Genomic DNA, 12664 nt, shown 5'->3' on the forward strand with positions numbered 1-12664 from the left:
CGCCCCGCACCTCCCCCGGGCCGGGCGGCTCGGGCGCCAGCGCCAGACCGTGCCGTACGCCCGCGACCGAGGTGAAGGCGACGGCGTTCCCGGCGGCGCCGTGCACCGACTCGGCGAGGTTGGCGAGGAAGGACTCGACGGTGCCGGAGGTGTCGGCGACCTGCTCCGCGAGCAGTTCCAGCCGCACGATCTCATGGGCCTCGGCGTCGCCCGTGGACGCCATCTCGGAGGGCCCGGTGAGGTCGCCGGGCAGCCCCGTGTCGACCAGGTACGTCGTGATGCCGCTGCCCCGCAGCAGCCTGCGGCCCGATTCCAGGACGCCGAGCTCCCGGCGACGGGCGAGATAACGCGCGGGGGGACAGTGCGGTTCCAGACCGAGTAAGGGAGGACACCAGCGTCGTACGGCGAAACCGGTCTGGGTGTCGAAGAGGGTGGTGCCCGGGGCGGGCGGGCCCTCGGTCCGGGCCAGCTGGGTCTCGAAGGTCCCGAGACCCAGCTCCGTCCTCAACACGCCGTGGCAGTACTGGTCCACCAGGGTCGGCGTTTCGATCATCCGGACTCCCCGTGGGACGTGGTCTTACACGTCCTAACGGGTGAACCGGGTGTGAGGTCGCGGCCTGAGGGGCGTCGCTCAGCCGCCCACCTGGATGCCGGCCATGCGCTTCCACTCGTAGGCGCCGGTGCGCACCTTCGCCGCGAACTCGCCGTCGAAGGACTCGTGGGCGGTGATGCCGGACCGCTCGACCGCCTTGCCGGCGATCTCGTAGGTGGGGGCGACCAGGTCGCCCCAGGCGCCGTCCTCGCCGACGAGGACGATGCGGGCGCCGCGTTCGCCGATGTAGGCCACCTGGCCCTCGGCACCGCCGTGCGCCTTGGAGAAGGCCTGGATCCGCTGCGCGAGCTTCGCCGCCTTGCGCTCCGCCTTCGCGTCAACCTGCTGCGTGTCTGCCATGGCCAGGATGCTACCCACGAGTAGATCGACTGACGACGGATGGGGCACGTGACCCCCGCCTCACCGGCGGCTATCGGCTGTCGGCTATCGGAGGAAGGGGTCCACCGCGATCGCCACGAACAGCAGCGACACATAGGTGATCGACCAGTGGAACAGGCGCATCTCCTTGAGCTTCGCGCCCGTCACCTCCGCCTTCGCACGGCTCTGCAGCGCGTGCGCCTCCCACAGCCACCAGCCGCCCGCGACCAGCGCGACCGAGGTGTAGAACCAGCCCGTGTAGCCGAGCGGGGTCAGCAGGAGGGAGACGGCGACCATGACCCAGCTGTAGATCACGATCTGCTTGGCGACCACCTTGTTGGAGGCGATGACCGGCAGCATCGGCACGCCCACGCGCGCGTAGTCCTCCTTGACCTTCATCGACAGCGGCCAGTAGTGCGGCGGCGTCCAGAAGAAGATCACCAGGAAGAGGATGAGCGGGGCCCAGGAGAGGGAGTCGGTCACGGCCGACCAGCCGATCAGCACCGGCATACAGCCCGCGATGCCGCCCCACACGATGTTCTGCGAGGTACGGCGCTTGAGGATCATCGTGTAGACGACGACGTAGAAGAGGAGCGCACCGAGGGAGAGCCAGGCGCTCAGCCAGTTGACGGTGAGGCCGAAGAGCAGGGTGGAGACGACCGCCAGGGAGATGCCGAAGGCGAGGCACTCGCGCGGGCTCACCATGCCGGTGACCAGCGGACGCTGCGAGGTGCGGTCCATCAGCGCGTCGATGTCGCGGTCGATGTACATGTTGAGCGCGTTCGCGCCGCCCGCGGAGAGGTAGCCGCCGACGCAGGTGAGCAGGACCAGCTTCAGGTCCGGCACCCCCTGCTGGGCCAGGAACATCACCGGCACGGTGGTGATGAGCAGGAGCTCGATGATCCGTGGCTTGGTCAGCGCCACGAACGCCTTGACACGGGCCCCGAACGGCCGGTGACGCGGGCTCTCGCTCGCACCGAGTACACCCGCTGGACGGGATTCGACGGCCGTCACGCACACCCCTACAGAGACATCCCAGCGAGCCTCACCCGTGTGAAGTGCCGGTAAAGGCTCGCGCGTACCACGCCACTGTAGACGTTGCCCATACCCCGGCCTTCGCGGGGGTGGGGTCGTGTTGGCGGAGCCCCTCCACCGGCGCCTTCCGGGGTCTCTCGGAGGCCGTACAGAAGGTCGTACGGAAGCTCGATTGAGCAGTCAGATGAGCGGCTGCGTATTCACTTGCCGAACACGCATCACCGCAGTCGGGAGGCGGATCCCCCGCGGGCCGGGCAGTCTGGAATGACTCGAAAAAACGCGCTTGTTCCGGGGGTAGGCTCGACAACGGCCGGTGGGCGTCCAGTGCACCGGCGTTCGAACATGTGGAGAGGAGCCCTGACCCAGGGTGAGCACCAAGCCGACCACCACAGACCTCGAGTGGACCGAGTTGGACCAGCGGGCCGTCGACACCGCCCGTGTCCTCGCCGCCGACGCCGTACAGAAGGTCGGCAACGGCCATCCGGGTACGGCCATGAGTCTGGCGCCCGCCGCCTACACCCTCTTCCAGAAGGTGATGCGGCATGACCCGGCCGACCCGGACTGGGTGGCCCGCGACCGCTTCGTGCTGTCCGCCGGCCACTCGTCCCTGACCCTCTACACACAGCTCTACCTGGCCGGCTTCGGCCTGGAGCTGGACGACCTCAAGGCCTTCCGCACCTGGGGCTCGAAGACCCCCGGCCACCCCGAGTACGGCCACACCAAGGGCGTCGAGACGACGACCGGCCCGCTGGGCCAGGGTGTCGCCAACGCCGTGGGCATGGCCATGGCCGCCCGCTACGAGCGCGGTCTGTTCGACCCCGAGGCGGCGCAGGGCGAGTCCCCGTTCGACCACTTCATCTTCGCGATCGCCGGTGACGGCTGCCTCCAGGAGGGCATCTCCGCCGAGGCCTCCTCGCTGGCCGGCCACCAGAAGCTCGGCAACCTGATCCTGCTGTGGGACGACAACCACATCTCGATCGAGGGCGACACCGAGACGGCGGTCTCCGAGGACACCGTCAAGCGCTACGAGGCCTACGGCTGGCACGTGCAGCGGGTGGCCCCCAAGCCGGACGGCGACATCGACCCGCACGCGATCTACAACGCGATCGAGGCCGCGAAGAAGGTGACGGACAAGCCGTCCTTCATCGCGATGCGCTCGATCATCGCCTGGCCCGCCCCGAACGCGCAGAACACCGAGGCCGCCCACGGCTCGGCGCTCGGCGACGACGAGGTGGCCGCCACCAAGCGCGTCCTCGGCTTCGACCCGGAGAAGAGCTTCGACGTCTCGGACGAGGTCCTCAAGCACACCCGTCAGGCACTGGACCGCGGCCGCGAGGCGAAGGCCGAGTGGGAGAAGTCCTTCCAGCAGTGGCGGGAGGACAACCCCGAGCGCGCGGCCGAGTTCGACCGCGTCAGCAAGGGTGAACTGCCCGCCGGCTGGGAGGAGAAGATCCCGGTCTTCGAGACGGGCAAGGGCGTCGCCACGCGCGCGGCCTCCGGCAAGGTGCTGCAGGCGCTCGGCGCCGTCATCCCCGAACTGTGGGGCGGCTCCGCCGACCTGGCCGGCTCCAACAACACGACGATCGACAAGACGTCGTCCTTCCTCCCGGCGGACAACCCGCTGCCGGAGGCGGACCCCTACGGCCGCACCATCCACTTCGGCATCCGCGAGCACTCCATGGCCGCGGAGCTGAACGGCATCACCCTGCACGGCAACACCCGTGTCTACGGCGGTACGTTCCTCGTCTTCTCCGACTACATGCGCAACGCCGTCCGCCTGTCGGCGCTGATGCACCTGCCGGTGACGTACGTGTGGACGCACGACTCCATCGGCCTGGGCGAGGACGGCCCCACCCACCAGCCGGTCGAGCACCTCGCCTCGCTGCGCGCCATCCCGGGCCTGAACGTGGTCCGCCCGGCCGACGCCAACGAGACCGCCATCGCCTGGCGCGAGATCCTGCGCCGCTACACCAAGGTCTACGGCAAGGGGGCCCCGCACGGTCTCGCGCTGACCCGTCAGGGCGTGCCGACGTACGAGCCCAACGACGACGCGGCGAAGGGCGGTTACGTCCTGTTCGAGGCCGAGGGCGGCGACGCCCAGGTCATCCTCATCGCCACCGGTTCCGAGGTGCACGTGGCCGTCGAGGCGCGCGAGCAGCTGCAGGCGGACGGAGTGCCGACGCGGGTCGTGTCCATGCCGTGTGTGGAGTGGTTCGAGGAACAGGACCAGGGGTACCGGGACAGCGTCCTGCCGCCGCAGGTGAAGGCGCGGGTCGCGGTCGAGGCCGGTATCGGACTCACCTGGCACAAGTACGTCGGGGACGCCGGCCGCATCGTTTCCCTGGAGCACTTCGGTGCTTCCGCGGACGGCAAGGTCCTCTTCCGCGAGTTCGGCTTCACTGCCGAGAACGTGGCCGCCAAGGCCCGGGAATCCCTTGCGGCTGCCCAGCGCTGACGCCCGTATACGACACGTAGGAGATGTAATTCCATGACAGACGCACTCAAGCGCCTCTCCGAGGAAGGCGTCGCGATCTGGCTGGACGACCTGTCGCGCAAGCGGATCACGTCCGGCAATCTCGCCGAGCTGATCGACCAGCAGCACGTCGTGGGCGTCACCACCAACCCGACGATCTTCCAGAAGGCGATCTCCGAGGGCGACGGCTACGACCAGCAGCTGTCGGACCTCGCCGCCCGCAAGGTCACCGTCGAAGAGGCCATCCGCATGATCACCACGGCGGACGTCCGCGACGCCGCCGACATCCTGCGCCCGGTCTTCGACGCCACCGAGGGCCAGGACGGCCGCGTGTCGATCGAGGTCGACCCGCGCCTGGCCCACAACACCAAGGCCACGGTCGCCGAGGCCAAGCAGCTCGCCTGGCTGGTCGACCGCCCCAACACCCTCATCAAGATCCCGGCCACCCGGGCCGGCATCCCGGCGATCACCGAGGTCATCGGTCTCGGCATCAGCGTCAACGTCACGCTGATCTTCTCGCTGGAGCGCTACCGCGAGGTCATGGACGCCTACCTGGCCGGCCTGGAGAAGGCCAAGGAGCGCGGCCTGGACCTGTCGAAGATCCACTCCGTGGCGTCCTTCTTCGTCTCCCGGGTGGACACCGAGGTCGACAAGCGGCTCGACGCCCTGGGCACCGACGAGGCCAAGGCGCTGCGCGGCAAGGCCGCCGTCGCCAACGCCCGGCTCGCCTACCAGGCGTACGAGGAGGTCTTCTCCTCCGACCGCTGGAGCAGGCTGGAGAACGCGGGCGCCCGCAAGCAGCGTCCGCTGTGGGCCTCCACCGGCGTGAAGGACCCGGCGTACAAGCCGACCCTCTACGTCGACGACCTGGTGGCGCCGAACACGGTGAACACCATGCCGGAGGCCACCCTGCACGCCACCGAGGAGAGCGGCTCCATCACCGGCAACACGATCGCCGGGACGTACGAGCGGGCCCGCGCCGACCTCGACGCCGTCGAGAAGCTCGGGATCTCCTACGACGACGTGGTGCGGCTGCTCGAGGACGAGGGCGTCGAGAAGTTCGAGGCGTCCTGGAACGACCTGCTCAAGTCGACCGAGGCGGAGCTGGAGCGCCTCGCCCCCGCGGAGGGCTGAAACCTTGGCCCCTATTTCCGGTTCCGGAGCGAACCCGCTTCGTGACCCCGCCGACCGACGGCTCCCGCGTATCGCGGGGCCGTCGGGCCTGGTCATCTTCGGCGTCACCGGCGACCTCTCCCGCAAGAAGCTGATGCCCGCCGTGTACGACCTCGCCAACCGGGGTCTGCTGCCGCCGGGTTTCTCGCTGGTGGGCTTCGCCCGCCGCGAATGGCAGAACGAGGACTTCGCCCAGGAGGTCCACGACGCCGTCAAGGAGCACGCCCGCACGCCGTTCCGTGAGGAGGTCTGGCAGCAGCTCATCCAGGGGATGCGCTTCGTCCAGGGCACCTTCGACGACGACGAGGCCTTCGAGCGGCTGCGCGGCACCATCGAGGAGCTGGACAAGGCCCAGGGCACGGGCGGCAACTTCGCCTTCTACCTGTCGGTGCCGCCGCGCTCCTTCCCCGTGGTCATCCAGCAGCTGAAGAAGCACGGGCTGGCGGACCAGACCGGCGGCTCCTGGCGCCGCGCGGTCATCGAGAAGCCCTTCGGCCACGACCTGAAGTCGGCCGAGGAGCTCAACAAGGTCGTCCACGAGGTCTTCGCCCCGGACCAGGTCTTCCGCATCGACCACTACCTGGGCAAGGAGACCGTCCAGAACATCCTGGCGCTGCGCTTCGCCAACACGATGTTCGAGCCGATCTGGAACCGGTCCTTCGTGGACCATGTGCAGATCACCATGGCCGAGGACATCGGCATCGGCGGCCGCGCCGGCTACTACGACGGCATCGGCGCCGCCCGTGACGTCATCCAGAACCACCTCCTGCAGCTGATGGCCCTGACGGCCATGGAGGAGCCCGCCTCCTTCGACGCGGACGCGCTGGCCGCGGAGAAGACCAAGGTGCTCGGGGCCGTCCGGCTGCCGAGGGACCTGGGCCGGGACACCGTGCGCGGTCAGTACGCGGCGGGCTGGCAGGGCGGCGAGAAGGCGGTCGGGTACCTCCAGGAGGAGGGCATCGACCCCAACTCCAAGACCGACACCTACGCGGCGATCAAGCTGGAGGTGGACAACCGCCGCTGGGCGGGCGTCCCGTTCTACCTGCGCACCGGCAAGCGGCTGGGCCGGCGCGTCACCGAGATCGCGGTCGTCTTCCAGCGGGCCCCGCACTCCCCCTTCGACCACACGGCGACGGAGGAGCTGGGCAAGAACGCGATCGTCATCCGCGTCCAGCCGGACGAGGGCGTGACGGTCCGCTTCGGCTCCAAGGTGCCCGGCACGTCGATGGAGATCCGGGACGTGTCGATGGACTTCGCCTACGGCGAGTCCTTCACCGAGTCCTCCCCCGAGGCGTACGAGCGGCTGATCCTGGACGTCCTGCTGGGCGACTCGAACCTCTTCCCGCGCACCGAGGAGGTCGAGCTGTCCTGGAAGATCCTCGACCCGATCGAGCAGTACTGGGACGCCAACGGCAAGCCCGCCCAGTACCCGTCCGGTACCTGGGGGCCCGTCGAGGCGGACGAAATGCTCGCACGAGAGGGACGGAGCTGGCGCCGGCCATGAAGATAGACCTCACGGACACCACGGCCAGCAAGATCAACAAGGCGCTGGTGCAGGGCCGGCGGGCCATCGGCACGCCGGCCGTCGGCATGGTGCTCACGCTGGTCATCGTGACGGACGAGGAGAACGCGTACGACGCCCTGAAGGCGGCGAACGACGCCTCGCGCGAGCACCCCTCGCGCACGCTCGTCGTCATCAAGCGGGTCTCCCGCTCGCCCCGCGACCGCACGTCGTCCCGCCTGGACGCGGAGGTCCGGGTGGGCGCGGACGCGGGAACGGGCGAGACGGTGGTGCTGCGTCTGTACGGCGAGATCGTGGACCACGCGCAGTCGGTCGTCCTGCCGCTGCTGCTGCCGGACGCGCCCGTCGTCGTCTGGTGGCCGGTCAACGCCCCGCTCGACCCTGCGAACGACCCGCTGGGCGCCCTCGCCCAGCGCCGGGTCACGGACACCTACGCCGCCGAGCAGCCGGTGCGGGAGCTCACCGCCCGCGCCGACACCTACACCCCCGGCGACACCGACCTCTCCTGGACCCGCATCACCCCCTGGCGTTCGATGCTGGCGGCCGCTCTCGACCAGGTCACCTGCCAGGTGGAGGCCGTCGAGGTGGAGGGCGAGGAGTTCAACCCGAGCTGCGAGCTGCTGGCGATGTGGCTGGCGGACCGGCTTGACGTGCCGGTGAAGCGGTCGCTGTCGTCGGGCCCCGGTCTGACGGCGGTCCGGATGCACACGGACTGCGGCCCGATCACCCTGGACCGCGCGGACGGTTCCCTGGCGACCCTCTCCATCGAGGGCCAGCCGGCCCGCGCGGTGGCGCTGAAGCGGCGTGACACGGCCGAGCTGATCGCGGAGGAGCTGCGGCGGCTGGACCCGGACGACACGTACGCCTCGGCGCTGCGGTTCGGCGTGGAGAAGCTGAACGACGGCGCCTCCTTTCGGGAAGGCGCTCCCAAAGGAGCACCGGTCGCCGGAGGGGACGCCGCCGGAGGGCCGGCCGACGACCCCGTCGCCGTCGAAACGCCTGTCGAGGACGCTGCGAAAGCTCCCGCGAAGGAAGCGGCGGCGCGGGAACCGGTGAAGCAGGAGTCCAAGAAGGCGGCGGCGAAGTGAGCACTCCGCAGCTGGTCGTGCACCGCGACAAGGAACTGATGGCGCAGGCCGCGGCGGCCCGTCTCATCACGAAGATCGTGGACGCGCAGGCCTCCCGGGGCTTCGCGTCCGTGGTCCTCACGGGCGGCCGCAACGGCAACGGCCTGCTGGCGGCCCTGGCCGCGGCTCCGGCCCGGGACGCGATCGACTGGGGCCGGCTGGACCTGTGGTGGGGAGACGAGCGCTTCCTGCCCGAGGGCGACCCGGAGCGCAACGTCACCCAGGCCCGCGAGGCCCTGCTCGACGCCGTCCCGCTGGACCCGAAGCGCGTGCACGCCATGCCCGCGTCGGACGGTCCGTACGGAGCGGACGTGGAGGCGGCGGCGGAGGGGTACGCCGAGGAACTCGCGCGTGCGGCCGGCCCGGAGAACCATGGGTCGGTCCCCACCTTCGACGTCCTGATGCTGGGCGTCGGCCCCGACACCCATGTGGCGTCGCTCTTCCCGGAGCTGCCCGCGGTCCGGGAGACGGAGCGCACGGTGGTCGGTGTCCACGGCGCCCCGAAGCCGCCGCCGACCCGGGTCACGCTGACCCTCCCCGCCATCCGCGCGGCCGCCGAGGTGTGGCTGCTGGCGGCGGGCGAGGACAAGGCGGAGGCGGCGGCGATCGCCCTCTCCGGCGCGGGCGAGATCCAGGCCCCGGCGGCGGGCGCCCAGGGCCGCCGGCGCACCCTGTGGCTGCTGGACGCGGCGGCGGCCTCCCAGCTGCCCCGCTCCCTGTATCCACCGGCCTCGCCGTGAGCGTGCGGTGGGGGTTCCCTTCGGGAGCCCCCACCGTCTCATTTCACCGACCCGGCCATCACGCCCTGCACGAAGTGCCGCTGGAAGGCGAAGAACACCACCAGCGGGACCACCAGGGACACGAACGCGCCCGGTGCCAGGACGTCGATGTTGCTTCCGAACTGGCGTATCTGGGACTGGAGTTCCACGGTCAGCGGCTGTGACGAGGGGTCCGCGAACAGCAGGGCGACCAGCATGTCGTTCCACACCCACAGGAACTGGAAGATGGCCAGCGAGGCGATCGCGGGGCGCCCCACGGGCAGCACCAGCCGGGTGAAGATACGCCATTCGCTGCCGCCGTCCATCCGTGCCGCCTCCAGCATCTCCTTCGGCATCTCGGCGAAGTAGTTGCGCAGGAGGAAGACGGCGAAGGGCAGCCCGTACGCCACGTGGAAGAGGACGACACCGGGGATGGTGCCGAACAGGCCCAGTTCTCCGAAGAGTTTGGCGACGGGCAGCAGTCCGATCTGCACCGGCACCACCAACAGGGCCACCACGAGCAGGAAGACGGCCTCGCGTCCGGGGAAGTCCAGCCAGGCGAAGGCGTATCCGGCCAGCGCGGCGAGAACGACGACCAGGGTCGTCGCAGGCACCGAGATCAGCACCGTGTTCCAGAAGGCCTGTGTGATGCCCGCGTTCTTCAGCAGCGCCGCGTAGTTGTCGAAGGACAGCTGGCCGGGGCTGGTGAACGCGGTCCACCAGCCGCTGCTCGCGGAGTCCTCGGACGTCCTCAGCGAGGACATGAACAGTCCCGCGAGCGGTGTCAGCCACACCAGGCCGATCAGGACGAGGAAGGCCTGCACCAGACCACTGCTCAGGCCCCGTCGTATCGCCTTCATCGCTGACTCCCTCGGAAACGGCGGACGTTGAAGACCATGGCGGGGACGACCAGCAGGAGGAGCAGGACGCCCAGCGCGCTGCCCAGGCCCTGGTTGTTGCCGCCGCCGAAGGACACCAGCCACATCTGTGTGGCGAGCACGGTCGCGTCCTCCTGCACGTCCCCGGGCGCGATGATGTAGACGAGGTCGAAGACCTTCATCACGTTGATCAGGAGCGTCACGAAGACCACGGTCAGCACGGGGGCGAGGAGCGGGACCGTGATGCGGCGGAAGATCTGCCACTCGTTGGCCCCGTCCATCCGCGCCGCCTCCAGCGCGTCCCGGGGAAGGGTGGAGAGCCCCGCCCCGATCAGCACCATCGCGAATCCGGTCCAGATCCACACGTACGCCCCGATGATCGCCGGCGTGACGAGCGCGGGGCCGAGCCAGGAGACGCCCTGGTAGGGCTGCGCGAAGTTCGAGGCCGGCAACTTCACCGTGTACGAGCCCGGCTCGAGCCCGGTGAAGCGGAAGGAGCCGTCCGCCGCGGTCGTAGCGTCGGCGACCGTCCTGCCGTCCCGCACCGCCTCGACCCGCATCTCGGGCAGCCCGCTCTCCCGCCGGTCGACCTTCCCCTGCACTCCTCCTCCGCCGGGCGTGAAGTCCAGGTAGACGACCCCGCGCACCTCGTCGGCCGCCGCCTTGCGCTGTGCGGCCGGGTAGGCGGGCCGGGCCCCCTCGGGCAGGTCCTTCGGCGCGACACCGACCAGCCCCAGGGACACCGAACCACCCGGCTGGACACCGGCGTCGGTGCGGTACGAGCCGTCCCCTTCCTTCGCCAGACCGAACCCGGTGCGGGCCCGCGCGGTCGGGTACTGCGACGTGCCCTTGAAGGCGTCGTGCACCCCGACCACGGCCGCGTTCAGCACGCCCTTGTGCGGGTCCTCGTCGTAGGCGAGCCGGAAGATGATCCCGGCCGCCAGGAAGGACACCGCCATCGGCATGAACAGCAGCAGCTTGAAGGCCGTCGCCCAGCGCACCTTCTCCACCAGCACGGCGAGGATCAGACCGAGGCCGGTCAGCAGCGCCGGCGCGACCACGACCCAGATCGCCGTGTTGCGGATGGCCTTGAGGGTCGCCGGGTCGCGGAACATCTCGGTGTAGTTGTCACCGCCCACGAAACGGGTGCCGGACGCGTCGAAGAAACTGCGGCCGATCGAGAACAGCACCGGGTAGACCACCAGCGCGCCCAGCAGGAGCAGCGCCGGGAAGACGAACAGCAGGGCGACGATCCGGGCCCGCCGCCGGGAGCGCCGGGCGCGCTCGACGAGCCCTGTTCCGGGCGGACTTGTCTCTTTCACCAAGGTCGCTGTCATCGCGCGTCAGCCCTGGTACGCCTTGGCCGCAGCGGTCTCCAGCTTCGCCGCGGTGCCCTTCGGGTCGGACGGGTCGCGCAGGAAGTCCTGGAGCAGCTTCCACTCACCGGCGCCCTTGGTGCCGCCGAACGCGGCCGGTGCCTGGTCGGACATGTCGAAGCGGACCGAGTCACCGGCACCGACGAGGGACTTGGCGGTGGCCCGGGCCACGTCGTCGCCGTAGGCGCCGAGGTCGAGCTTCTTGTTCGGGGACAGGAAGCCGCCCGCCTTCGCCCACACGGCGGCCGCCTCCGGGGTCGCCAGGTACTCGAGGAGCTTCATGCCGGCCTTGGCGTTCCTGCCGTCCTTCAGGACCACCGCCGCGTCCCCGCCGCTGACGACGGGTGCCGCACCGCCGTCGACCGCCGGGAAGGGGAAGAAGTCGGCGTCCTGGCCGATGGTCTTGCCGAACTGGTCGTGGGCCACCCCGGCGACGAAGTCGCCCTCGTAGACCATGCCCGCCTCGGGCTTGGGGCCGAACACCTTCTCCACCGACCCCGGGAAGTCGGTGTTGAGGGCCTCCTTCGGGCCGCCCGCGATCAGCTGCCTGTCCTTGAACAGCTTGCCGAGCGTGCCGAGCGCCCTGACCACGGAGGCGTCGGTCCACTTGAGCCTGTGGGCGGCGAGGGCGTCGTACTTCTCGGGGCCCGCCTGGGAGAGGTAGATGTTCTCGAACCAGTCGGTGAGGGTCCAGCCGTCCTCGCCGGCGACGGAGAAGGCGGCGAGCCCGGAGTCGGAAACGGTGCGGCCGGCCTTCAGCATCTCGTCGTACGTCTTCGGCGGCTTGACGCCGGCCTGGTCGAGGGCGTCGGGGCTGTACCAGACCGTCGACTTGTGGGCGGCCTTGAAGTAGAGGCCGTAGAGGCGGCCGTCGACGCTGCCGTACTTCTTCCAGACGGGTGCGTAACCGGCGTCCACCGCCTTCTCGGTGGTGGCCGACAGCGGGGTGAGCCAGCCCTTCTTCGCGAACTGCTGCAACACGCCGACCTGGGGGACCATCACCACGTCGGGGGCGTTGCCGCCCTCGATCTTGCTGCCGACGACCGTGGAGACGTTGTCCCCGGTGGAGACGAACTCGGTCTTGGCGCCGGTCTTCGCGCTGAACGCGTCCAGCACCTTCTGGAAGTTCTTCTGCTCGCTGCCGGTCCAGACACCGGCCACGGTGACCGTCTGTCCGCCGAGCGCCTTGTCACCGCCGCCCGCGGCGACCGGGCTCCCGCCTCCGCAGGCGGTCGCGCCGAGGGCGAGGGTGAGGGCGGTGCAGCCGGTGAGCAGGGTCATGCGTCGTCGCATCATCGTTGATGTCCCTTCGGGGGTGGGTAACTGACGAGCCGTCAGGTTCGGAAAGGGGC

The 12664-nt window shown here is 70.0% G+C and carries 10 protein-coding genes and 1 pseudogene; 5 read left to right on the forward strand and 6 right to left on the reverse strand.

The window, feature by feature from the left end:
• The 3 genes and pseudogenes from GRC12_RS10600 to GRC12_RS10610 all read right to left on the reverse strand — a co-directional run.
• Window positions 1–553 (reverse strand): annotated as a pseudogene (locus tag GRC12_RS10600) (amidohydrolase); the annotation flags it as partial.
• A 78-nt stretch (window positions 554–631) separates the two neighbouring features.
• A complete protein-coding gene (locus GRC12_RS10605) occupies window positions 632–952 on the reverse strand; it encodes a hypothetical protein (protein WP_208778946.1) in 321 nt (106 codons plus the stop codon).
• Window positions 953–1036: 84 nt separating this feature from the next.
• A complete protein-coding gene (locus GRC12_RS10610; protein WP_208778947.1) occupies window positions 1037–1990 on the reverse strand; it encodes a heme o synthase in 954 nt (317 codons plus the stop codon).
• 382 nt (window positions 1991–2372) lie between these two features.
• On the opposite strand from GRC12_RS10610, the gene tkt reads away from it, so the two are divergent.
• From tkt to pgl, 5 genes are read left to right on the forward strand one after another with little or no spacing between them, the layout of a single operon-like run.
• Entirely contained in the window at window positions 2373–4460 is a 2088-nt protein-coding gene (gene tkt / locus GRC12_RS10615) for a transketolase (RefSeq protein ID WP_208778948.1), read from the forward strand.
• A 33-nt stretch (window positions 4461–4493) separates the two neighbouring features.
• Entirely contained in the window at window positions 4494–5612 is a 1119-nt protein-coding gene (gene tal, locus GRC12_RS10620) for a transaldolase (protein ID WP_208778949.1), read from the forward strand.
• Window positions 5613–5625: 13 nt separating this feature from the next.
• On the forward strand, window positions 5626–7155 hold the full coding sequence (zwf, locus tag GRC12_RS10625) for a glucose-6-phosphate dehydrogenase (protein WP_208778971.1): 1530 nt from the start codon (window positions 5626–5628) through the stop codon (window positions 7153–7155).
• Window positions 7152–8261: a glucose-6-phosphate dehydrogenase assembly protein OpcA gene (gene opcA / locus GRC12_RS10630; RefSeq protein WP_208778950.1), complete on the forward strand. Its 1110-nt coding sequence runs from the start codon at window positions 7152–7154 to the stop codon at window positions 8259–8261. The genes zwf and opcA overlap by 4 nt, the downstream gene beginning before the upstream one ends.
• Window positions 8258–9040, forward strand: coding sequence for a 6-phosphogluconolactonase (gene pgl, locus GRC12_RS10635; RefSeq protein WP_208778951.1), 783 nt, complete (start codon window positions 8258–8260; stop codon window positions 9038–9040). Before opcA ends, pgl begins: the two co-directional genes overlap by 4 nt.
• 38 nt (window positions 9041–9078) lie before the next feature.
• On the opposite strand, the gene GRC12_RS10640 is transcribed toward pgl, so the two are convergent.
• Genes GRC12_RS10640 through GRC12_RS10650 form a run of 3 tightly spaced genes read right to left on the reverse strand, consistent with a single transcriptional unit; the run spans window position 9079 to window position 12608 of the window.
• Complete coding sequence (locus GRC12_RS10640) at window positions 9079–9918, reverse strand: carbohydrate ABC transporter permease (protein WP_208778952.1); 840 nt, start codon at window positions 9916–9918, stop codon at window positions 9079–9081.
• Window positions 9915–11273 carry an ABC transporter permease subunit gene (locus tag GRC12_RS10645; RefSeq protein WP_208778953.1) on the reverse strand — a complete coding sequence of 453 codons (1359 nt, stop codon included), beginning with the start codon at window positions 11271–11273 and terminating at the stop codon, window positions 9915–9917. Before GRC12_RS10645 ends, GRC12_RS10640 begins: the two co-directional genes overlap by 4 nt.
• 6 nt (window positions 11274–11279) lie before the next feature.
• Window positions 11280–12608, reverse strand: coding sequence for an ABC transporter substrate-binding protein (locus GRC12_RS10650; RefSeq protein WP_208778954.1), 1329 nt, complete (start codon window positions 12606–12608; stop codon window positions 11280–11282).
• Window positions 12609–12664: the final 56 nt, after the last annotated feature.

The sequence above is a fragment of the Streptomyces griseorubiginosus genome, assembly GCF_017614965.1.
GTDB lineage: Bacteria > Actinomycetota > Actinomycetes > Streptomycetales > Streptomycetaceae > Streptomyces > Streptomyces griseorubiginosus_B.